The sequence below is a fragment of the Streptomyces sp. NPDC005423 genome, from assembly GCF_040606415.1.
Lineage (GTDB): Bacteria > Actinomycetota > Actinomycetes > Streptomycetales > Streptomycetaceae > Streptomyces.
The window spans coordinates 13,903-36,308 of sequence record NZ_JBEXET010000010.1 but is presented as its reverse complement, the minus strand read 5'-3'; the positions used below and the strand labels follow the sequence as shown (position 1 = coordinate 36,308).

At 73.7% G+C, this 22,406-nt stretch carries 16 protein-coding genes and 1 pseudogene; 10 read left to right on the top strand and 7 right to left on the bottom strand.

The features are described from left to right. Positions 1-27 precede the first annotated feature (27 nt). Positions 28-1,731, top strand: a complete 1,704-nt coding sequence (locus ABZT12_RS13925; RefSeq protein ID WP_356382443.1) for a proline--tRNA ligase — start codon at positions 28-30, stop codon at positions 1,729-1,731. A gap of 176 nt (positions 1,732-1,907) precedes the next feature. On the opposite strand, the pseudogene ABZT12_RS13920 reads toward ABZT12_RS13925, so the two are convergent. The 4 genes and pseudogenes from ABZT12_RS13920 to ABZT12_RS13905 all read right to left on the bottom strand — a co-directional run. After that, positions 1,908-1,982 (bottom strand): annotated as a pseudogene (locus tag ABZT12_RS13920) (DUF6342 family protein); the annotation flags it as partial. A gap of 8 nt (positions 1,983-1,990) precedes the next feature. Continuing rightward, complete coding sequence (locus ABZT12_RS13915; protein ID WP_356382440.1) at positions 1,991-2,890, bottom strand: aminoglycoside phosphotransferase family protein; 900 nt, start codon at positions 2,888-2,890, stop codon at positions 1,991-1,993. Positions 2,891-2,940: 50 nt separating this feature from the next. Next, entirely contained in the window at positions 2,941-3,432 is a 492-nt protein-coding gene (locus ABZT12_RS13910; protein ID WP_356382437.1) for a ferritin-like domain-containing protein, read from the bottom strand. Continuing rightward, complete coding sequence (locus tag ABZT12_RS13905; protein ID WP_356382434.1) at positions 3,429-3,944, bottom strand: hypothetical protein; 516 nt, start codon at positions 3,942-3,944, stop codon at positions 3,429-3,431. Before ABZT12_RS13905 ends, ABZT12_RS13910 begins: the two co-directional genes overlap by 4 nt. Positions 3,945-4,158: 214 nt before the next feature. Here ABZT12_RS13905 and rimP point away from each other — a divergent pair, with 214 nt between their 5' ends. The 9 genes from rimP to ABZT12_RS13860 all read left to right on the top strand — a co-directional run bounded on the left by rimP (position 4,159) and on the right by ABZT12_RS13860 (position 16,137). Beyond that, a complete protein-coding gene (gene rimP, locus ABZT12_RS13900) occupies positions 4,159-4,677 on the top strand; it encodes a ribosome maturation factor RimP (protein ID WP_356382431.1) in 519 nt (172 codons plus the stop codon). A 2-nt stretch (positions 4,678-4,679) separates the two neighbouring features. Further along, positions 4,680-5,690 carry a transcription termination factor NusA gene (nusA, locus tag ABZT12_RS13895; protein WP_356382428.1) on the top strand — a complete coding sequence of 337 codons (1,011 nt, stop codon included), beginning with the start codon at positions 4,680-4,682 and terminating at the stop codon, positions 5,688-5,690. 101 nt (positions 5,691-5,791) lie between these two features. Then, complete coding sequence (locus ABZT12_RS13890) at positions 5,792-6,070, top strand: YlxR family protein (RefSeq protein ID WP_356382425.1); 279 nt, start codon at positions 5,792-5,794, stop codon at positions 6,068-6,070. 146 nt (positions 6,071-6,216) lie between these two features. Beyond that, positions 6,217-9,369, top strand: coding sequence for a translation initiation factor IF-2 (gene infB / locus ABZT12_RS13885; RefSeq protein ID WP_356382422.1), 3,153 nt, complete (start codon positions 6,217-6,219; stop codon positions 9,367-9,369). A 136-nt stretch (positions 9,370-9,505) separates the two neighbouring features. Further along, complete coding sequence (locus tag ABZT12_RS13880) at positions 9,506-9,799, top strand: DUF503 domain-containing protein (protein WP_019064765.1); 294 nt, start codon at positions 9,506-9,508, stop codon at positions 9,797-9,799. Positions 9,800-9,835: 36 nt separating this feature from the next. Then, positions 9,836-10,282 (top strand): 30S ribosome-binding factor RbfA, encoded by a 447-nt coding sequence (gene rbfA / locus ABZT12_RS13875; RefSeq protein WP_356382417.1) that lies wholly within the window; start codon positions 9,836-9,838, stop codon positions 10,280-10,282. Continuing rightward, entirely contained in the window at positions 10,279-11,184 is a 906-nt protein-coding gene (gene truB, locus ABZT12_RS13870; RefSeq protein ID WP_356382414.1) for a tRNA pseudouridine(55) synthase TruB, read from the top strand. The genes rbfA and truB overlap by 4 nt, the downstream gene beginning before the upstream one ends. Positions 11,185-11,597: 413 nt before the next feature. Further along, entirely contained in the window at positions 11,598-14,936 is a 3,339-nt protein-coding gene (locus ABZT12_RS13865; protein WP_356382412.1) for a trypsin-like peptidase domain-containing protein, read from the top strand. A 244-nt stretch (positions 14,937-15,180) separates the two neighbouring features. After that, entirely contained in the window at positions 15,181-16,137 is a 957-nt protein-coding gene (locus ABZT12_RS13860; RefSeq protein ID WP_356382410.1) for a bifunctional riboflavin kinase/FAD synthetase, read from the top strand. A gap of 178 nt (positions 16,138-16,315) precedes the next feature. Here the strand turns inward: ABZT12_RS13860 and ABZT12_RS13855 are convergent, their stop codons facing one another. From ABZT12_RS13855 to eccE, 3 genes are all read right to left on the bottom strand, one after another. Next, positions 16,316-19,912, bottom strand: coding sequence for an SCO5717 family growth-regulating ATPase (locus tag ABZT12_RS13855; RefSeq protein WP_356382407.1), 3,597 nt, complete (start codon positions 19,910-19,912; stop codon positions 16,316-16,318). Positions 19,913-20,234: 322 nt separating this feature from the next. Next, entirely contained in the window at positions 20,235-21,002 is a 768-nt protein-coding gene (locus tag ABZT12_RS13850; RefSeq protein ID WP_356382404.1) for a hypothetical protein, read from the bottom strand. After that, positions 21,002-22,273 (bottom strand): type VII secretion protein EccE, encoded by a 1,272-nt coding sequence (gene eccE / locus ABZT12_RS13845; protein WP_356382814.1) that lies wholly within the window; start codon positions 22,271-22,273, stop codon positions 21,002-21,004. The genes ABZT12_RS13850 and eccE overlap by 1 nt, the downstream gene beginning before the upstream one ends. Between the last annotated feature and the right edge of the window lie 133 nt (positions 22,274-22,406).

Below are 22,406 nucleotides of genomic sequence, written 5' to 3'. Positions count from 1 at the left end.
CCCTCACCCAGCAGGAGTACGAGAACCATGGCGAACGCACCGGTCCAGCGCATGTCCCAGTTGATGGCGAAGACGCTGCGCGACGACCCGGCCGACGCCGAGGTCCTCAGCCACAAGCTGCTGGTCAGGGCGGGCTATGTGCGCCGTACCGCCGCCGGTGTGTGGACCTGGCTGCCGCTCGGCAAGAAGGTCCTCGCCAACGTGGAGCGGATCGTCCGCGAGGAGATGGACGCGATCGGCGCCCAGGAGGTGCTGCTGCCCGCCCTGCTGCCCCGCGAGCCGTACGAGGCGACCGGCCGCTGGGACGAGTACGGCCCCGAGCTGTTCCGGCTCAAGGACCGCAAGGGCGGCGACTACCTCCTCGGCCCCACCCACGAGGAGATCTTCACGCTGATCGTGAAGGACCAGGCGTCCTCCTACAAGGACCTGCCGGTCATCCTCTACCAGATCCAGACCAAGTTCCGTGACGAGGCGCGCCCCCGCGCGGGCATCCTGCGCGGCCGTGAGTTCCTGATGAAGGACTCCTACTCCTTCGACACCGAGGACGAGGGCCTCGCCCACTCCTACGCCCTGCACCGCCAGGCGTACCAGAAGGTCTTCGAGCGCCTCGGCCTCGACTACCGCATCTGCGCCGCGACCGCCGGCGCGATGGGCGGCTCCAAGTCCGAGGAGTTCCTCGCCCCGGCCGAGGCCGGCGAGGACACCTTCGCCGACTGCCCCCACTGCGACTTCGCCGCCAACACCGAAGCGATCACGTACGAGTTGAAGCCGGTGGACGCCGACGGCGTGCCCGCCCTCGAAGAGATCCCCACCCCGGACACCCCCACCATCGAGACCCTCGCCGCCTCCCTCGGCGTCCCGGCCTCCGCCACCCTGAAGAACCTGCTGGTCAAGGTCGACGGCGAGATCGTCGCGGTGGGCGTCCCCGGGGACCGCGAGGTCGACCTCAGCAAGGTCGAGGCCCATTTCGCCCCGGCCGCCGTCGAGTTGGTCACCGCCGAGGACTTCACCGGCCGCCCCGACCTCGTCCGCGGCTACGTCGGTCCGCAGGGCCTGGGCGAGAAGGTCACCTACATCGCCGACCCGCGGGTGGCCCCCGGCACCTCCTGGATCACGGGCGCCAACAAGCCGGGCACCCACGCGAAGAACGTCGTCGCGGGCCGTGACTTCGAGGTCGCCGAGTACGTCGACGTCGTGGTGGTCCAGGAGGGCGACCCCTGCCCCAAGTGCGGCACCGGCCTCACCCTCGACCGCGCCATCGAGATCGGCCACATCTTCCAGCTCGGCCGCAAGTACGCCGACGCGCTCAAGCTCGACGTCCTCGGCCCGCACGGCAAGCCCGTCCGCGTCACCATGGGCTCCTACGGCATCGGCGTCTCCCGCGCGGTCGCCGCCCTCGCCGAGCAGAGCGCCGACGACAAGGGTCTCTGCTGGCCCGCCGAGGTCGCCCCGGCCGACGTACACGTGGTCGCGGCCGGTAAGGCCCTCCAGACCGAACTGGCCCTGGACGTCTCGGAGAAGCTGCGCGCCGCCGGGCTGCGCGTCCTGGTCGACGACCGGGCCGGGGTCTCCCCGGGCGTGAAGTTCACCGACTCCGAGCTGATGGGCGTACCGAAGATCCTGGTCGCCGGCCGCCGCTCCGCCGAGGGCGTGCTGGAGCTGAAGGACCGCAGGACCGGCGAGCGCGAGGAACTCACCGTCGACGAGGCGATCAGCCGCCTCACCGCGTAGACCGTCAGGTCCCGCGCCGAGGCGGCCCGCCGACCAGGCCGGCGGGCCGCCTCGACCACCGGGTCAGTAGGACAGGTCGCCCTGCTGCTGAATTGCTCGGCCGACGACGTAGAGGTCGCCGGCCGAGTCGAGAATGGCGAACTGATGACGACGTCCTGCTTTCCCGCGTCCGAGAACTTCGGGCTGGGGCGCAGACCGATCCGCCCGTGGGTGTCGCCCTCGTCCCAGTCAGATGCCACGCCGAGATCCATGTCAGGGATCAGAGCCAGCCGGCGAACTCCAGCAACAGCTCCGCGTCCCGTCCGCGCCCCACCCGCAGCGCCCGGACCCCGGACTCCACCGCGCGGAACAACGTCCATCCCCGCAGCCGTTCCTGGTCCACCTCCAGCGACTCCGCGAGCCGCTTCACCCGCCGCCGGGTCGTCGCCGCCCCGGACGGCGAGGCGATGAGGTCCTCCACCCGGTCCCGCACCAGCCGCGCCAGATCGAAGGCGCACTCGCCGACCACCGGGTCGGGCCCGACGGCCAGCCACGGCGACCGCCCGCCGGCCAGCACCTTGCTCTGCCTGAACGTGCCGTGCAGCAACCGCGGTTCGGGCGGCGCGAGCACCAGCTCGTCCCGCGCCCCGAGGGCCGCGTCGACCAGCGACGCCACCTCGGCGTCCACCGCGCCACCGGCCCGCATCGCCCCGGCCTGCCGCCCGGTCCGTTCCGTGACGGTCTCGAAGACGTGCCCGGCGGGCGCCTCCACCCACAGCCGCCGCAACGTCCCCGCCGCCTCCAGCAGCGCCTTCGCCTCCGGCAGCGACCGTACCGACACATCGGGATGCAACCGCTCCAGCACCAGCACGCCGTCCTCCGCGAACGGCTCGGCGAGCTGTACGGCACCCCGGCCGCCCCAGTGCTCCAGCGCGGCCCGCTCGCTCTCCGGCCGGCCCCGGCGCGGAGCCAGCTTCAGCACGGCCGGAGTGCCGTCCGCCCGCCGCACCAGCACGACCAGACTGCTGCGCCCGCCCGGCACCTGCACCCGCTCGACGGTCAACTCGCGTAGAGCGACGGCCTGCCGGGCCGTCTCGGGCAGCTTCTCCAACCAGCCGTCACCACTGGGCGCCGTCTCACCGAGCGCCCTCACCAGACGCGGCGGCGGTTCGAAAACCATGCGCGAGTAGTTCCTTCCTGCGGTCCGGCGGTCCTGCGACCCGGTGCGGTCTACGAGGTGGGTGTCGCCGGGGCCGCGGCGGCGGCGGCCCGCTCGGCGAGACCAGGGAAGGCTACGCTCCCGCCGCGCCAGCGCGCCGCGCGGACCGCCGCCTCGCGCAGCGCCTCGGCGGCCGAGCCGCGGGCGCCGTCGACGGCGGCCCGCACCACGTCGGAGTAGACCCCGGCCACCCGGTCCTCCAGCTCGGCGGCGAGCCGTTCCGCCGCGGCCGAGTCCGGCACCGCGAACGGCAGCGCGTACGCCGCCGCCGCGGCCACCGGGGCGCCGCCCAGGTCCCGCACCGCGCGCACCAGGGCGTCACGCCGGGCCCGGTGGGCGTCGTAGGCCGCCCGTGCCTCGGTGCGCCGGGCCTCGCGGATCCGGCCGCCGACCACCCCGTAGCCGTACACGGCCGCGTGTTCGGCGGCCAAGGCGGCCTGGAGGGCCGTCTCCTCCCGCCGCTTCGCGACGCTCGCCGTGCCGGTTCCGGTCGTCTCGCTCACTTCGCACTCCCCGTCAGCAGATAGGCGTGCGCGGCGCCCGCCGCCGCCACCGAGGCCAGCAGCCGCGCCAGTTCGCCCGGCAGCTCCACCAGCGCCTTGGCCCGCCGGTCCGCGAGCTCCCGCTCGGCGGTGGCCAGCGCGGCGAGGGCGCCCTTCTCGTCCGCGGGCACGGCGGAGGGCGACGCGGACGGGGTGCCGGACGGCGTCACGGAGGGCGACGCCGGCCCCGTACCGCCGAACGCCTCCGCGTGCCGTACGACCTCCGCCCGGAGCGGTCGCAGCCGCTGCGCCAGCGCCGGATGGACGGCGAGCACGGCGTCGTAGCGCTCAGCCAGGCCCTGGCTGTCGCGGGCCGCACGCGCGCGTGCCCGTTCGACGGCCCCCGAGCCGGTGCCGCCGGTCCCCTCGGTCCCGGCGGAGCAGCCCACGAGCAGGGCGGCCCCGGCGGCCGAGACGACGAGACTCCTTCTGCGCGGTCCCGGAAGGGCGCGCGACGGCGGGGGGAGCGGCACGGCAGACGTCCTCGGGGGCTCGTACGAACGGAAAGGCGGAGGGGCGGTACGGCGTGGCGTTCCGCCCGTGATCACGGTACCCGCGCACCCGCCCCGCACCACCCAGCGGCGCCGCCCGTCCACCGGTGGACGGCAACACCTCCCCGGACCGGATACCCTTTGACCGGACACGCGCCCTACCCACAACAGCACACGCGGCCGAGGAGTCACCCGGATGAGCACCACCCAGAGCGAGAGGCTGCGAGAACTGCTGGAACCGCTCGTCGGCTCTCAGGGCCTCGACCTCGAAGAGATCGAAGTGGACTCCGTGGGACGCAAGCGGGTGCTGCGTGTGGTCGTCGACTCCGACACGGGCGCGGACCTCGACCAGATCGCCGATGTGAGCCGCGCGCTCTCGGCGAAGCTCGACGAGACGGACGCGATGGGCGCCGGCGAGTACACCCTCGAAGTCGGCACCCCCGGCGCCGAGCGCGAACTCACCGAGCACCGGCACTACGTGCGCGGCACCGGCCGTCTGGTGCGGTTCCAACTGGCGGACGGCGCCGAGCTGGTGGCCCGGATCACCGGGGTGGACGACACCGGACTCGACACCGAGGTGCCCGGCGTGAAGGGGCGCAGGCCCACCGCTGGACGGCTCTCCTTCGAGGAGATCGCCAAGGCGCGCGTCCAGGTCGAGTTCAACCGCAAGGACAAGAAGGACGAGAACGACATGACGGAAGACGAGGAGGCGTAGCCGTGGACATCGACATGAGCGCCCTACGGGGCTTGGTGCGGGAGAAGGAGATCTCCTTCGACCTGCTGGTCGGGGCGATCGAGTCGGCTCTCCTCATCGCCTACCACCGCACCGAGGGAAGCCGCCGCCACGCGCGCGTGAAGCTCGACCGGGAGACCGGTCATGTGACCGTGTGGGCGAAGGAGGACCCGGACGACCTGGAGGAGGGGCAGGAGGCCCGGGAGTTCGACGACACCCCGTCGGACTTCGGCCGGATCGCCGCCTCCACCGCCAAGCAGGTCATCCTGCAGCGCCTGCGGGACGCCGAGGACGACGCGACGCTCGGCGAGTACGTCGGCCGTGAGGGCGACATCGTCACCGGAGTCGTCCAGCAGGGCCGCGACCCGCGGAACGTGCTCGTCGACATCGGCAAGATGGAGGCCATCCTGCCGGTGCAGGAGCAGGTCCCCGGCGAGAACTACCAGCACGGCATGCGCCTGCGGTCGTACGTCGTCCGGGTGGCGAAGGGGGTGCGCGGCCCGTCCGTGACCCTCTCCCGCACCCACCCCAACCTGGTGAGGAAGCTCTTCGCCATGGAGGTGCCGGAGATCGCCGACGGTTCCGTGGAGATCTCCGCGATCGCCCGCGAGGCCGGCCACCGCAGCAAGATCGCCGTCCGGTCCACGCGTTCGGGCCTGAACGCCAAGGGCGCCTGCATCGGCCCCATGGGCGGCCGGGTGCGCGCGGTGATGGCCGAGCTGAACGGCGAGAAGATCGACATCGTCGACTGGTCGGACGATCCGGCCGAGATGGTGGCGAACGCGCTCTCCCCGGCCCGGGTCACCAAGGTCGAGGTCGTCGACCTCGCGGCCCGCTCCGCCCGCGTGACCGTGCCCGACTACCAGCTGTCGCTGGCGATCGGCAAGGAGGGGCAGAACGCCCGTCTCGCCGCCCGTCTCACCGGCTGGCGGATTGACATCCGTCCGGACATCGAGCAGCCGTCCGAGCAGGAGTCCCCCAGGAGGGGGGAATAGTTCTGAGCCTCAGGTGGCTCAGATCACGACAGTTCTGACGCGGCAGGTGTTCGATCTCTCCCCCGGAGGGGTGAGGTCGCCGCGGGGAGGTAGACTAAACGGTGTCTGGCCGGACGCGAGCCCGCGCATGCCCTGAACGCACCTGTGTGGGGTGCCGGGAGCGAGCGGCCAAGAAGGACCTGCTGCGCATCGTGGCGGTCGAGGGCGAATGCGCCCCCGATCATCGCGGTACGCTGCCCGGCCGGGGTGCTTATCTGCATCCCGTGCCGGTCTGTCTCGACCTGGCGGTACGCCGCCGGGCGTTCCCACGGGCGCTGCGTGCCCAGGGATCGCTCGACACGGAGGCGTTGCGTCTCCACGTCGAGCAGGCAACACAGTAAGGAGCGTCGCGCGGAACCCCCGTGCGGCCCTGGTACCCCGCGAGTTGGAAGTAGGTCGAGATTGCGATGAGCACTCGATGAGCACGCGATGAGTACGCCCATGAAGTAGCGACGGTCCGGACGCACCCGGACCTAAAAGGAGCGAAGTGGCTAAGGTCCGGGTATACGAACTCGCCAAGGAGTTCGGGGTGGAGAGCAAGGTCGTCATGGCCAAGCTCCAAGAACTCGGTGAATTCGTCCGTTCGGCGTCCTCGACGATCGAGGCGCCCGTTGTACGCAAGCTGACAGACGCCCTCCAGCAGGGCAACGGTGGCGGCAAGTCCGCCCCCGCACGCAAGGCTGCCCCGGCCCGTCCGGGTGCGCCCTCTCCCGCGCAGTCCGCCCGTCCGGCGGCCCCGCGCCCGCCGGCCCCCAAGCCGGCCGCCGCCGTCGAGCGCCCCGCGGCTCCCGCCGCACCGGCCGCTCCCGGCCCGCGTCCCACTCCGGGCCCGAAGCCCGCGCCGAAGGCCGCACCGGTGTCCCCGGCTCCGACGACGCCCGAGTTCACGGCACCGCCGTCGGCTCCGGCCGCGCCGGCCGCCAACGGCTCCGGTGCCGCTCCCGGCAGTGCGGCCCCGCGTCCGGGCGCCCCGCGTCCGGCGAGCAGCCAGGCCCCGCGTCCCGGCGCCCGTCCGGCCGGTCCCGCCCAGGGCGGCCAGGGTCGCAGTGACCGCGGCGACCGTCCCGGCGCCCCGCGTCCGGCCGGCCAGTCCGCACGACCCGGTGCCCGTCCGGCCGGTCCCCGTCCGGGCAACAACCCCTTCACCTCTGGTGGCTCCACCGGCATGGCGCGCCCGCAGGCGCCCCGTCCGGGCGGCGCCCCGCGTCCCGGCGGCCAGGGTGGCCCCGGTGGTGCTCCCGGCGGCGCTCCGCGTCCGCAGGGAGCCGGCCAGGGCGGTCCCCGTCCCCAGGGCGCTGCGGGCGGTGCCCGTCCCGGTGCTCCGGGTGGCGCGCGTCCCAGCCCGGGCGGGATGCCCCGTCCGCAGGGCGGCGCTCCGCGTCCGGGCGGTGGCCCCGGTGGTAACCGTCCCAACCCCGGCATGATGCCGCAGCGTCCCGCCGCGGGCAGTCCCCGTCCCGGTGGCGGCCCCGGTGGCCGTGGTCCCGGTGGCGGCGGCGGTCGTCCCGGCGGTCCCGGTGCCGGTGCGGGTCGTCCCGGTGGTGGCGGCGGCTTCGCCGGTCGTCCCGGTGGCGGTGGCGGCGGTTTCGCCGGCCGTCCGGCCGGTCCCGGTGGCGGTGGCGGCGGTTTCGCCGGTCGCCCCGGTGCTCCGGGTGGCGGCGGCGGTCGTCCCGGCTTCGGTGGTCGTCCGGGTGGTCCCGGTGCCCGTGGTGGCACGCAGGGCGCCTTCGGCCGTCCCGGCGGTCCCGCGCGTCGTGGCCGTAAGTCGAAGCGGCAGAGGCGCCAGGAGTACGAGGCCATGCAGGCCCCGTCGGTCGGCGGCGTGATGCTGCCGCGCGGCAACGGACAGTCCGTCCGCCTGTCGCGTGGTGCTTCCCTGACCGACTTCGCCGAGAAGATCGGCGCCAACCCGGCGTCGCTCGTCGGCGTGATGATGAACCTCGGCGAGATGGTCACCGCCACGCAGTCCGTCTCCGACGAGACGCTGAGGCTCCTCGCGGACGAGATGAACTTCGTCCTGGAGATCGTCAGCCCCGAGGAGGAGGACCGCGAGCTGCTCGAGTCCTTCGACATCGAGTTCGGCGAGGACGAGGGCGACGAGGAGGACCTGGTGGTCCGCCCGCCGGTCGTGACCGTCATGGGTCACGTCGACCACGGTAAGACCCGTCTCCTCGACACCATCCGCAAGACGAACGTCGTCGCGGGCGAGGCCGGTGGCATCACCCAGCACATCGGTGCCTACCAGGTCGCGACCGTCGTCAACGAAGAAGAGCGTCGCATCACCTTCATCGACACCCCGGGTCACGAGGCGTTCACCGCCATGCGTGCCCGTGGTGCCAAGTCGACCGACATTGCGATCCTCGTGGTGGCGGCCAACGACGGTGTGATGCCCCAGACGATCGAGGCGTTGAACCACGCCAAGGCGGCCGGTGTGCCGATCGTGGTCGCGGTCAACAAGATCGACGTCGAGGGTGCCGACCCGACCAAGGTGCGCGGCCAGCTCACCGAGTTCGGTCTGGTGGCCGAGGAGTACGGCGGCGACACGATGTTCGTCGACATCTCCGCCAAGCAGGGTCTCAACATCGACCAGCTGCTGGAGGCTGTGGTCCTGACCGCGGACGCCTCGCTCGACCTGCGGGCCAACCCGGAGCAGGACGCGCAGGGCATCGCGATCGAGTCCCACCTCGACCGTGGCCGCGGCGCCGTCGCGACCGTCCTGGTCCAGCGCGGCACCCTGCGGGTCGGCGACACCATGGTGGTCGGCGACGCGTACGGCCGAGTCCGCGCGATGCTCGACGACAAGGGCGAGAACGTGGAAGAGGCGGGTCCCTCGACCCCGGTCCTCGTCCTCGGTCTCACCAACGTCCCGGGCGCCGGCGACAACTTCCTGGTCGTCGACGAGGACCGCACGGCGCGGCAGATCGCCGAGAAGCGGGCGGCGCGCGAGCGCAACGCCAACTTCGCCCGCCGGGGTGTCCGGTTCTCCCTGGAGAACCTGGACGAGGCCCTCAAGGCCGGTCTGGTGCAGGAACTCAACCTCATCATCAAGGGCGACGCGTCCGGTTCGGTGGAGGCTCTCGAGTCCTCGCTGCTCCAGCTCGACGTCGGCGAAGAGGTCGACATCCGCGTCCTGCACCGCGGCGTGGGTGCGGTCACCGAGTCGGACATCGACCTGGCGACCGGCTCCGACGCGATCGTCATCGGCTTCAACGTCCGCGCCGCGGGCCGCGCGGCGCAGATGGCGGAGCGCGAGGGCGTCGACGTCCGGTACTACTCGGTGATCTACCAGGCCATCGAGGAGATCGAGGCGGCCCTCAAGGGCATGCTCAAGCCGGAGTACGAGGAGGTCGAGCTCGGTACGGCGGAGATCCGCGAGGTCTTCAAGTCGTCCAAGCTGGGCAACATCGCCGGTGTCCTGGTCCGCTCGGGCGAGGTCAAGCGCAACACGAAGGCGCGACTCGTCCGCGACGGCAAGGTCATCGCGGAGAGCCTCAACATCTCCGGACTGCGTCGCTTCAAGGACGACGTCACCGAGATCCGCGAAGGCTTCGAGGGCGGTATCAACCTCGGAAACTTCAACGACATCAAGGTCGACGACGTCATCGCGACGTACGAGATGCGCGAGAAGCCGCGCGGCTGACCGGCACTGCACGCGATCGGGGCCGATCGGCGGAGAGTAATTCCGTCGATCGGCCTCGGCCGTTGCGTGTACGGTTCCCGTATCGGCGGCCGAGTCCGGCGCCCATACCCCGAGCCGGCGGGACATCCGGATACACATGTACGTGGGGACACTCTCCTTCGACCTGCTCCTCGGCGACGTTCACTCGCTGAAGGAGAAACGCTCTCTCGTCCGGCCGATCGTGGCCGAGCTCCAGCGCAAGTACGCGGTGAGCGCGGCCGAGACGGGCAGCCAGGACCTCCACCGCAGGGCCGAGATCGGGCTCGCGGTGGTCTCCGGGGACACGGGACACCTCACCGACGTACTGGACCGCTGCGAGCGACTCGTCGCCGCGCGGCCCGAGGTGGAGCTGCTCTCGGTTCGACGCAGGCTCCACAGCGACGAAGACTGAAGCAAGCGGCAAGACAGTTACTAAGGAGACGGACCAGTGGCCGACAACGCGCGTGCCAAAAGGCTGGCGGACCTCATCCGAGAGGTGGTGGCCCAGAAGCTGCTGCGCGGGATCAAGGACCCGCGGCTCGGCTCGCACGTCACCATCACGGACACCCGGGTCACCGGGGACCTACGGGAGGCGACCGTCTTCTACACCGTGTACGGGGACGACGAGGAGCGGGCGGCGGCTGCGGCCGGCCTGGAGAGCGCCAAGGGCGTCCTCCGCTCGGCCGTCGGTGCGGCGGCGGGCGTGAAGTTCACGCCCACCCTCACCTTCGTCGCGGACGCCCTGCCGGACAACGCCAAGACGATCGAGGACCTCCTCAACCGGGCACGGCAGTCCGACGAGAAGGTCCGCGAGGTCTCGGCCGGCGCCGCCTACGCGGGCGAAGCGGACCCGTACAAAAAGCCCGGTGAGGACGAGGACGACACCGCCGAATGACCCAGAAGACCCAGACGCCCGACGGCCTTGTCATCGTGGACAAGCCGTCGGGCTTCACCTCGCACGACGTGGTCGCCAAGATGCGCGGCATCGCCCGCACCCGTCGCGTCGGGCACGCCGGCACCCTCGACCCCATGGCGACGGGCGTGCTCGTCCTCGGCGTCGAGCGGGCCACCAAGCTGCTCGGTCACCTCGCGCTGACCGAGAAGGAGTACCTGGGCACGATCCGCCTCGGGCAGACCACCCTGACCGACGACGCCGAGGGCGAGACCACGGGGCGCACCGACGCCTCGAAGGTCACCCGGGACGCCGTCGACGCGGGGATCGCCAAGCTCACCGGCAGGATCATGCAGGTTCCGTCCAAGGTCAGCGCCATCAAGATCGCCGGTGTGCGCTCCTACAAGCGGGCCCGCGACGGCGAGGACTTCGAGATCCCCGCCCGCCCGGTCACCGTCTCCGCGTTCACGGTCTACGACGTTCGGGACGCCGTGGCCGACGACGGCACCCCTGTCACGGACCTGGTGGTGTCGGTGGTCTGCTCGTCCGGCACCTACATCCGGGCGCTCGCCCGGGACCTGGGCGCGGACCTGGGCGTCGGCGGCCACCTCACCGCGCTGCGCCGCACCCGGGTCGGCCCCTACAAGCTGGACGCGGCCAGAACCCTGGACCAGCTCCAGCAGGAGCTGACCGTGATGCCGGTCGCCGAGGCCGCCGAGGCCGCGTTCCCCCGCTGGGACGTGGACGACCGGCGCGCCAAGCTGCTCCTCAACGGGGTACGGCTCGAACTGCCCGAGGTCTACGCGGGTGCCGGCGCCGTCGGTGTCTTCGATCCCGAGGGCCGCTTCATCGCCCTGGTCGAGGACCAGAAGGGCAAGGCCAAGAGCCTCGCGGTCTTCGCCTGAGCGAGGCGGGTGCGGCGTCCGGAAGCGGCCGGCGCGCGCGCCCGCCCGTGGAGCGACGATCACCGGGTGCACACCGCCGCCGCTCCACAGCCCCCTCCGTTTCCCCACTCCCACTCCCAGGGGCACTCGTCCGCTCCCGCCGGTTCACCCGACCGGGCGGGCGCTCGGAGTGAAGCCAGGGAGCGGAAGGGGGCGCGTTCACCACGCGATCTGTCCCGCCGATCACGCCACGCCTACCGTCGGGCAGAGGGCACGGCACGGCGGGAGGTTCGACCATGGCGGGACGGGGGCCGCGGGCGACCGGCGTCCGTCGCACGGCGGGCGGGGCGCACGGGGGACGGGACGTCCCTGCGGACGCAGCGGCCCCGACGGGCGGTGAACCCACCTCCGCAGAGCCCGGTACCACCGCCCGGATGCCGGGCGACGAGGCGCTGATCCACCTCCGCGACCTCGCCGGACGTCCGCGCGGCACCGGATTCATGGCCGACCACCACGGCACGGTCGTCACCAGTCACGAGGCCGTCGACGGGCTGGCGCGGCTCGTCCTGTACGCCGCCGGGGGCCGCACCTGTCCGGTGACCGCCGACGCGGTGACACCGCTGCCCGCACTGAATCTGGCGCTCGTCCGCACCGAGGGGCTGGGCGTCCGCCCGCTCCCCGTCACGGTGCGGCCCCGCATCGACACCGGCACCTACGTGCGGATCGCCGCCGGCGGCTGGCGCGAGGCCCGTCTCCTCGGCGTGACCGCCGTGACCTACACCGCCACCGACCGCCTCCATCTCCTCGACACCGCCCTGGAGTTGGCCATCGGCACGGCGGGCCGTGACGCTCTCCGGATCGGCGGCGGCGCGGCCGGCGGTCCCGTCCTCGACATCGCGACCGGCACGGTCGTCGCGGTCCTGGGCACCGCCCTGCGGTCCGACCACGGCGACTCGGGCTTCGCCGTCCCCCTGTGCCCGGCGTCCGCCGAGCCCCGGCTGGCCGCCGTCCTGGCCCGGAACGCGGCGACCGTCCCGGCCTACGGCACCGACCTGAACCTGGCGGGGGTACTGGAGCTCACATCCGCGTCGCTCGGCTCGAACGGTCCAACGGGGACGCCGACAGCGCCTGTTGGGGATACGGGCTGCTGGACAGACGGCGGTGTCGCCCGGCCGCACTCGGCCGTTGCCGTGGAACGGGTTTGGCTGGCAGGCGAGTTCGCCGCGTTCGACGCAAGTCCGGCCGCCGTGCTCGGCCTTGTCGGCGATCCGGGCAGCGGTCGTACGACGGAACTCGCGGCCCTCGCCGCCCGGCGCACCACGGGAGCCGAACCGGCACCGACGCTGTGGCTGCGCGGCGCCGACCTGCGGGACACCGACGCCTCGCTCGCGGACGCGGTGCACCGGACGCTGGAACGGGCGGCACGCGTCGTGACAGCGTCCCGGGCCCACCCTCCCGGTCTCGACGACCTCACCCCCGAACGCCTCGCCCGCGTGGCCCGCGCCGCCGGACGCCCCCTCCTCCTGCTCCTCGACGGCCCCGAGGAGATGCCGCCCCCGCTGGCCCACCGCCTGCCCGAGTGGACGGGCAGGACGGCGAAGTGGCTGACGGCCACGGGTGCCCGGCTGGTGGTCGCGTGCCGGGCGGAGCACTGGGAGGCGGCGGAGTTCCCGGACCCGCTGCTCCACCCGGCCGGCCCGGAGTCCCCGGCGTCCCGGCAGGAGGCCGAGCGGTGCGACGGCGGCTCCGGGGGCGGGTCCCGGAACGGCACCCCTGGGCGGCTGCCGTCCTGCGTGCGCCTGCCGGACCTGGGCGAGGAGGAAGCCCGCCGGGCCCGTGCGGCGTACGGCGTGGGCGAAGGGATCCTCACCGGCCCCGACGCCCGTCACCCCCTCACCCTCCGCCTGCTCTCCGACGTGTGCGCCGCCCTCCCCGTCGCCCCGCACGTCCGCCTCGACCGCGACGACGTCTTCGCGGCCCACCTGGACCTGATGTGCCTGCGCGTCGCCGTCCGGCTCGCCGCGGCCGACGGGGCGCGGGGCACCGCCGTACGACGGCTCGCCGCGAAGGTGGCCGGGCAGGTGCACGAGGCGGCCCGGCGCTGTCTGGGGCCGGGGCGGGGGCAGTTGGACCGGGAGACGTTCGAGACGGTGTTCCCTCGGGGTGCCGCGCCGGCCCGGCTCGGCGGGGCCGGCGACTGGGCGTCCGCCGTCCTCGCCGAGGGACTGATCGTCCCGGCGGGCGACGGTTACCGCTTCGCCCACGAGGAACTCGCCGACTGGATGCAGGGCGCCCACCTCGACCTGGACGAGGCACTGCGCGCCCTCGTCCACCACCCCCGGGCCGCACGGGACGGCACCTCGCCACCCGTACCGCGTCACCGCGTCGGCCCCGTCGTGGAGGCGCTGCTGTTCCTCGCCCGCCGGCACGGTGCCGGTGAACTCACCGTGCGGCTGACGGAGTTGGCGTACGCGCTGGACGCCGAGCCGTGCTCCTGGTGGGCCGCCCGGCTCCTCACCGAAGTGCTGCGCCGGGTGCCCGACGCGACGCCTTACACGTCGGTGCTCCGGCTGCTCGCCGACCGGATCGTCACCGAGCGGGGTCAACGCCCCCACCTGAAAAGGGAGTTCGGGCCGGACTTCTGGACCGCGCTGCGCATGCCGGAGGCGGCCCGGTTCGCCCTGCTGCGGGAGCTCCTCCTCGCGGACGACGGCCCGCACCGCACCGGCCCCCACCGCACCGGCCAGGGGCGCTGTCTGGACGCCGTGGCCCGGCTGCTCGCCGCCCGACCCGGGCTCGTACAACCGCTGTTGACGCAGTGGTTCGACGACGAGCGGAGACTGCCCGCCACCCCGCACGCGACCGTGGCGACGGCCGCGCAGGCACTGCTGCACACGCATCGGCGGGGGGCCCTGGACGAGCTGACGGAGGCGCTGGCGGCCTCCGCGCACCGGCGCGCCGACGAACTCCTCGCCGTACTGGCCGAGGAGGAGCCGTCGGCCGTCTGCCGGGCCGTGCACCGGTGGGCGCACGACGAGCGACCGGGCCGCCGGGTCGCGGCGGTGGCGTACGGACTGACCGTCGCCCCGCACGTAGGTACGGAGGCCGACCGTCAACTCCTGTGCCGCGCCGCCGAGGCGCTGCTCGCCCGCCCCACCCACCACGCCCTGCACGGCGGCGCGCTCGCCCGCCTCGGCAAGGACCCCGAGACCCGCGCCCGCCATCTCCCGTCCGTGCCACGGCACTTCACGGCCGGCGCTCCGGAGTACCCGCCGAGCGCGCCGGGCGCTGCCCTCACCACCCATCCCGAGCCGGTCCTGGAGGCCTTCCACGCCCGGCTGGGCGGACCGGACACCGGCGCGGTCGCGCGGACCCCCGCCGACGTCACGGCTCTCGTCCTCCCCGACGTCACGGCTCTCGCCCTCGCGGACGTCACGGGTTCCGCCCTCGCGGACCGGGTCGTCGCCCTCCTGCGCGAGGCCGTCGAGCGGTGGCCCGGGACCGTCGCGGAGCCGGGGGTCCAGGTCGAGCGACGGCTGGAGCACGGGGTTGCCGCCCGGGCCGTCCTGCTCCCGCTCGTCGCCGACCTCCTGGACGGCGGCCGGGCGCACGGCCGCACGGCCCCCGCGACGGTGCTCGCCGCCCCTGGCACCCCCGTCTCCCGCCCACCGCGCCGCGAACTCCCGGAGTTCGTCCCCGCGCACGAGCTCGATCCGGCCGCACTCCGCCCCCCGCCGCGCACCTACGCCGTCGCCCCGGCGCCGCCTCCCTGACGCCCCGTCGGCCCGCTGACACCCCCACTCGGCGGGACCGTGCGGCGGTCGTCGACCCCGGCACCCGGCACCTGATCGGGGACCGCGCGGGGGCGGGGGTCCCCGTGCGGCTCCGGCAGCGATACGTGCGCCCCGTCACAGCCCCCATGCCGATGCGGGCCGGAGGCGCCCGGCATGGCACCCTTAGACCTGCGTACGAGGTCAATGGTCAATACGGACACGGGTTCGACGAGGAGCGGTCACAGTGCAGCGCTGGCGTGGCTTGGAGGACATCCCCGAGGACTGGGGGCGCAGCGTCGTCACCATCGGTTCCTACGACGGGGTCCACCGCGGACACCAGCTGATCATCCGGCATGCCGTGGAACGCGCCCGTGAACTGGGAGTTCCCTCGGTCGTCGTCACCTTCGACCCGCATCCCAGCGAGGTCGTGCGTCCGGGCAGCCACCCCCCGCTGCTCGCTCCGCACCACCGTCGCGCCGAGCTGATGGCCGACCTCGGTGTCGACGCCGTCCTCGTCCTTCCGTTCACGAAGGAGTTCTCGAAGCTCTCCCCGGCGGACTTCGTCGTCAAGGTCCTGGTCGACCGGTTGCGCGCCAAGGCGGTCGTCGAGGGCCCGAACTTCCGGTTCGGCCACAAGGCCGCCGGGAACGTGGCCTTCCTGACCGAGCAGGGCAGGACATACGACTTCGAGGTAGAAGTGGTGGACCTTTACGTGAGCGGTGCGGCCGGCGGCGGCGAGCCCTTCTCCTCGACCCTCACCCGGCGCCTGGTCGCCGAGGGCGACGTCGAGGGCGCCCGCGAGATCCTCGGGCGCCCGCACCGCGTCGAGGGCGTGGTGGTGCGCGGAGCGCAGCGGGGGCGCGAGTTGGGCTTCCCGACGGCGAACGTCGAGACACTGCCGCACACGGCGATCCCGGCCGACGGTGTCTACGCCGGCTACCTCCACGTCCTGGGCGAGGCCATGCCGGCCGCGATCTCCGTGGGCACCAATCCGCAGTTCGACGGCACCGAGCGCACGGTGGAGGCGTACGCCATCGACCGCGTGGGCCTCGATCTCTACGGCCTGCACGTGGCCGTCGACTTCCTCGCCTTCGTGCGCGGCCAGGCGAAGTTCGACTCCATCGAGGGGCTGCTGGAGCAGATGGCGCTGGACGTGAAGCGCTGCCGAGAGCTGATCTCGGCGCACACCGACGCACAGTGACCGGCCCCGACCAGCACTGACAGTACTGACCAGTCCCGACTGGCACCGTCCGGCACTGACCGGACCCGACCAGTCACCGACTGGTTCTGACTGACCTCGACTGCGGGGTCTCCGCTACGACGACGAAGGGCGGCCGGTGCCTCAAGGCACCGGCCGCCCTTCGCGTTCGCCGGCGGGGCTACCGCCGCGGGGGTGCGGGCGGGGGCGGGGCCTGCCCCTCCTCCGGCTGCTGGGCCGGGGGTGCCTGCGGCGGCCGGCCGTGACCGGGATGCTGCGGGTAGGGCTGCCTCTGCGGCGGATAGGCCGGACCCGGCTGACCCGGCTGACCCGGCTGACCCGGCTGACCCGGCTGACCCGGCTGACCCGGCTGACCCGGCTGGGCGTAGGGCTGGCCGGGCTGCGGATGCTGCGGGTAAGGGCCGGGCTGACCGGGCAGCGGCTGGCCGGGCGCGGGCTGGGGCCCGGGGTAGGGCGCGGGGTACGGCTGGCCCGGGACCTGCTGACCGGGGGCGGACGGCCCCGCGTACGGCTGCTGCTGGCCCTGCTCCGGGTACGGCCGGCCCGGGTGCTGCTGCTGGCCCGGCAGGGGCGGCGCGGCCACCGGCGGCGGATTGCCGTCGCTGGTCCACAGCCCGTGCATCTGCTGGTGGCGGACGAAGTCCTCGGCGACCAGCGACGCCAGGTGGAAGTACGCCTCGCGCACCTTCGGCCGCATCATGTCGAGGTCCACCTCGGCACCGGCGGACAGATGCTCGTCGAACGGCACCACCACGACACCCCGGCAGCGCGTCTCGAAGTGGCTGACGATGTCCTCCACCTTGATCATCTTGCCGGTCTCCCGAACCCCCGAGATCACCGTGAGGGAGCGTGAGACAAGATCGGCGTAACCGTGCGCGGACAGCCAGTCCAGCGTCGTGCTCGCGCTGCTCGCACCGTCCACGGACGGCGTCGAGATGATGATGAGCTGGTCGGCGAGGTCCAGCACACCCCGCATGGCGCTGTAGAGCAGGCCGGTGCCGGAGTCGGTGAGGATGATCGGGTACTGGTTGCCCAGCACATCGATCGCGCGCCGGTAGTCCTCGTCGTTGAACGTCGTGGAGACGGCCGGGTCGACATCGTTGGCGATGATCTCCAGACCGGAGGGCGCCTGCGAGGTGAACCGGCGGATGTCCATGTAGGACTTGAGGTACGGGATCGCCTGGACGAGGTCACGGATCGTGGCCCCGGTCTCGCGGCGCACCCGGCGGCCGAGCGTACCGGCGTCGGGGTTCGCGTCGATCGCGAGGATCTTGTCCTGGCGCTCGGTGGCGAGCGTGGCGCCGAGCGCGGTGGTGGTCGTGGTCTTGCCGACACCGCCCTTCAGGCTGATGACCGCGATCCGGTAGCAGGACAGCACCGGGGTACGGATCAGCTCCAACTTCCGCTGCCGCTCGGCCTCTTCCTTCTTTCCGCCGAGCTTGAACCGGGAGGCCGCCGCCGGGCGCCCGCTCTTCGCCTTCTGCTTCTTGTTGAGCAGTCGGTCCGAGGACAACTCCACGGCCGCCGTGTAACCCAGCGGCGCCGCACCGGGGTTGGTCGGCTGACGCTGGTCGTGCCGCATGGGCTGCGGCCAGGCGGTGCCGGTGCGCGGGTCGACCGGGGGATGCGCGGCCTGCGGGGGCTGGGGGGCGCCTTGCGGACCCGGCCCGCCCTGGGGCGGGAAGCCGTAGCCACCCTGCTCGTCAAGGGGAGCGGGGGCGGGGTGGGGCTGCGGCCCGCCCGGCGCCTGTGTGCGCGGCTGCGGCTGGGGGTGTGCCTGCGGGAAGCCGTAGCCGCCCTGGTCGTCCGGGGCGGGAGCCGGGGCCGGGTGCGGGAAGCCGTAACCCTCGTCCTGTGCCACGACAGGCGGGGCGGGCGGGGCGGGCCGGCCCGACTGTGGGAAGCCGTAGCCGCCCTGCGGCACGGCCGGGGGCGCGGGCTGCGGGAACCCGTAACCGGCGGGCGCCGCAGGGGGAGTTGGGGCCGGACCCTGCGGAGTCGGAGCGGCGTGCCCTTCCCACGCGGTGGGCGCGGGCGGCGCGGCCTGCGGCTCGAACGGGGGCTGCTGCTGCGGCGGAACGGGGGGCTGCGCCTGCCCGGCGGGGAAGGGAACTGGTGGGCCGGTCGGCTGCTGCCGCGGTACGACGACGGGCTGGGGTGCCGCCGGGTCGGCCGCCCGCTGCTGCGGCGCGACGGGCGGGGGCGTCGCCGTGTCGGCCCGCTGGAACTGCGGGGGGACGCCCTGCTCGGGCGCGGGTGGCTGGGGCTGTGACTGGGCCGGCCACTGTGCGGCCGGTGCCGGGGCGGCGGGCTGGTAGGACGGCGGCAGCGGAGGGATCCCCATCTGCGGCGCGGGTGGGGGAGTCCAGGCGGACGGGACGTTCGGCACGTCGCCCTCCTCCGGCGCCTCCGCGTGAACGGCCGCACCCTGGGCGCCATCTTCCGCGTCCGGCACGGGAGTTGGCCCCTGGGGCCAATCGTCCTGCGGCGAGTCGTGCGCAGCCGGGTCATGCTGAGCCGGGTCGTCTTCGGACACGCGGTCCGCGGACGCGTCGTGCTGGGACCCGTCGCCCTGACCACCGTCGGTGGGGTCGGTGGGGTCGGTGGGGTCGGTGGCGTTGCTGGGGTCTGCCGGATTGGCCGGGTGTGCCGGTTCTGCGGGGTCGACCGGGTGGTCGGCTTCCGGTGGGCCGGCCGCGTCGGCGAGGGTAAACGCGTCCTCGTCACCGCGCTCGTCCGCGCCCCGCTCCTCGGCGCTCGCCTCGGACCGCTCGGCCGCCGCTTCCCCGTTCGTCTCGGCCGGGCCCTCGTCCGGCACGCGGGTGCCGCCCTCGGAGGCCTCGGCGTTCAGGTCTCCGTCGGCCGACGCACCGGCGAACTCCGCTTCTGCGTCAGCCGGTTGAGGCAGAGCAGCACCCGCCTCCGCCTCCGCCTCGGGCGCAGCCGTCGTGCCCTTCGCACCGGACTCGGCAGCCGCAAGGGGCTCCTGCTCCGGGGCATGGCCGGGCTCGGCGACGGGCGCGTGCTCAGGCGCCGCAAAAGGCGCTTGGTCCGGCGCGTGGACCGGCGCCACAGAGGGAGCCTGCTCCGGCGCGGCAAAGGGAGCCTGCTCCGGGGCGTGGACTGCCTCCGCGACGGGCGCCTGCTCCGGCGCGGGCGCAGGCGCCTGCTCCGGCGCGTAGACCGGCGCTGCTACGGGCGTTTGCTCCGGAGCAGGCGCGGGCGCCTGCTCCGGCGCGTGGGCCGGCACCGGGGCGGAGCCCGGTGTGCCGGCTGCGGCAGCCGCCTCCGCTGCCGCACGTTCCGCGAACTCCCGCTTCAGCGCGGCGGAGGAGATCCGCATGGTCGCGCCGCCCGCGAAGTCGCCGCTGCCGGAGCCCGCCGCCTCCGGCGCCACGGGGGCGACGGCCGCGGGAGCCCCCCACGTGGGGGGCAGACCGGTCCCGTCCTGCGAAGTCTGTGGAGTCTGCGGAAGATGGGGAGTGTGCGGTGCCTGGAACTGCGGTGGAAACGGCGGCGTTCGCGGAGTCGGCGGTATGGCGGGAGGCTCGGTCGGCGGCGGTGGAATGGCCGGGCCGCCCGTCGCGGCCGCCCCCGGCACCTGCCCGGACGCGTCCGACGAACTCTGCGTGTACCAAGCCGGCGGCGCATAGTCGATCGTGAACTCGCCCGTCATGTCGATGGCGGACTCGTCATCGGGCTGGTCATCGCCGGGCGTGGCCCAGCCCCCGCGGATCCCGCCCCGATCGCTGCTCACAGTTCCTCCTGGTGTGGTCGAGCACCCTCATACCCTGCCGGGGCGACCGTTCGTCATGTCCGGTGCGCTGGGTTGTCTCCCTCGAGCCCCCGGGTCACGCACCGCCCGCTCGCGGGTACTCGTGATGTGCCCTGCCCCAGCCTAATCACCCATACCGCCGGCTCGGCAGGCCCGTCCACTCCTTCGTGCCCGTCCGGCACCGCGCCGCGGGGCCAAGCGCGCGGCGCCTTCCGCCCACCTACACCAAACCGTGACGAACGGGCACTCGGCTCGGGTGTCGATAGCGCCCAATTCCCCCTGTAGGCAACCCGATCCGGACAGTTCAGTCCATCCGGCGGGCCATCCCCAGCAGGCCGACCTCGGCGTCCGTCGGCTGGGTCATCACGTACTGCCGGTCCCGCTCCGTGCACCACAGCGTGACGCCGTCGGGCAGCGTGGGCAGCGTCTCCCGCTCGGTGCGCGGCAGGCCCATCACGCGCCCGATCTCCGCCGCCTCGTCCGGCGACACCCGCTGTACGCCGACCAGTCGCGCCTGGCGCATCAACCGGGGCGCGACCGGGCTCAGATACGGCAGCAGGGTGAGCACCGCCTGCCAGGGCGCCGACGTGACCCGACCGCGCGGCGGCCGCATACCGCAGTCCCGGACCACCAGCACCGGCGTACCGGCGGAGGCGCCCTGCGGGGGGACCCGGCCGACGTCGTACACCGCGAGGCCGTTCTGTCCGCCGCCCATCGCGTGCACCAACTGCGACCACGCCTGCGGGCGTCCCGTCTCCACGGCCACCCGCGCTCCGGTCGCCGCCGCGCGCAGCGCCAGCACCTGGGCGGTCCACAACCCGCTGATCAGCAGGATGTCGTACGGTGTCGGCCGGTTGACGCCGAGCACGGCGGGCTCGCCCTCCGTGTCGACGCCCACCACCACGCCGTCGTCCCCGACAGGCAGCGACAGCGTGTCCGCCTCGGCCACGCTCAGCGCGTGCCGCGGATGCCGGGGGCCCAGCAGTCCGATGCCGGTGCGCAGCCGCGCGCCGAGGCCCGCGTTCCCGGGCCCGACACCGGGCGCCGGCGAGGGGGTCGTCGTAGCGGCCATCAGCGGGCACCTCCGAGCGGCAACGTGGCGAGGACGCCGGGGAGTTGTTCACGGTCCAGGCGGGCGAGCCCGGTGCGGACCTGTCGCGCCGTCTGCTCCAGCTCGCGCCGGGCGTCGGTCAGCTCCTGGTTGCTGCGGCCGGTGATCCGGAGATGGCCGGTGAGGGTCACGTCCTGCCGCTCGCCCCGGGCCAGCGTCAGACTGAAGGTCGTCGCCAGCGCGGGCACCGCGGTCAGTCGTGCGACCAACTGCGCCAACGAGGTTCCGCCGTCGCCCAGTTGGGGCCAGCGGCGGACCCAGTAGGTGGTGTGCCGGCGGTTGTCGCAGCGCCAACTGCGGCTCGACTCCTCGGTCCTGCGCCGTGGCGCCTCGCTCCGCCCGGCCTGCGCGGTCACCATCGGGTTGGCGCACGCGGAGGTGGCGATCGCCGCCGTCAGCTCCTCCTCCGTGAGGATGGCGGCCCGCAGACCGGCACCGGCCAGCCGGCTCGACAGATGCTCAGCCGACCGGGCCAGGCACTTCTGCGCGCCGACCAGACCACCGCCGCGCGCGGCCACCGCCTCCGGGCAGAGCTCGGGGTCGAGCTTCAGCGCGATCCAGGTGATCCGCACGGCGGGGGAGCCCGTACGGGCTTGCAGCGGCGCGTAGTTGCTCACCACGACCGACTGCTGGGGCAGGTGCAGCGCGGGGGCGGGCTGGGTGTGCACCACGATCTGCGCGGATTCGAGACGGATCCCGTCGACGTCGAGGGCGTCCCGCACCAGCGCCACGGGCAGCGGTCTGCGACCGCGCTCGGCCCGCAGCGCACCGGCGTCGGACTCCACGTGGAGCACCACGGTCAGGAAGTCGCCGTCGCCGATCAGGCCCAACGGCCGCTGGTCGCGGTCGTCACCGCGGCTGTGGCTGTACGTCCGCAGACTCGGATCGCACTCCACGGCGGGCGCGAGTCCGGGATCGGTGCCCGGCGGGACCGGCACGGCCGCGGCCCGGCGCGTACGGGCGCGCAGCGCCAGCACCGTGCCCAGCCACTCCGGCAGGGAGCGCCCCCGACGCCGTACGAAGGCGAGGACGACGAGCAGCGCGGCCACCGCGATCGCGGGCGCGAGCGCCATCGGGTCGACCAGCCAGCCCGACACCACCAGCGCCGCCGCCACTTCCAGCAGCACCAGCCGCTGCACCGCGAAAGAACCACCGCGCCCGGAACGGGAGTTCAGGTGAGGCGTGCAGGGTCCGCGCGAGGGCGCGGAGCCGCCCGGTCGCGTTCCCGACAGTGATCCCGACCGCTGTGCCGAAGCCTGTGCCGGTCCCTGTGCCGGTCCCTGGACAGAACCCTGTGCCGGTCCCGGCGCGGATTGCGATCGCGACCGGGCGCGCGCTGCGGAAGCCCTCACTCCAAATCCCCCG

What these genes read in the sequence shown, in the direction of transcription:
- ABZT12_RS13915 (WP_356382440.1), bottom strand. Translation starts at nt 2,890, where the DNA reads ATGGTTTTCGAACCGCCGCCGCGTCTGGTGAGGGCGCTCGGTGAGACG.
- ABZT12_RS13880 (WP_019064765.1), top strand. Translation starts at nt 9,506, where the DNA reads ATGTACGTGGGGACACTCTCCTTCGACCTGCTCCTCGGCGACGTTCAC.
- ABZT12_RS13865 (WP_356382412.1), top strand. Translation starts at nt 11,598, where the DNA reads ATGCCGGGCGACGAGGCGCTGATCCACCTCCGCGACCTCGCCGGACGT.
- ABZT12_RS13925 (WP_356382443.1), top strand. Translation starts at nt 28, where the DNA reads ATGGCGAACGCACCGGTCCAGCGCATGTCCCAGTTGATGGCGAAGACG.
- truB (WP_356382414.1), top strand. Translation starts at nt 10,279, where the DNA reads ATGACCCAGAAGACCCAGACGCCCGACGGCCTTGTCATCGTGGACAAG.
- ABZT12_RS13850 (WP_356382404.1), bottom strand. Translation starts at nt 21,002, where the DNA reads ATGGCCGCTACGACGACCCCCTCGCCGGCGCCCGGTGTCGGGCCCGGG.
- rimP (WP_356382431.1), top strand. Translation starts at nt 4,159, where the DNA reads ATGAGCACCACCCAGAGCGAGAGGCTGCGAGAACTGCTGGAACCGCTC.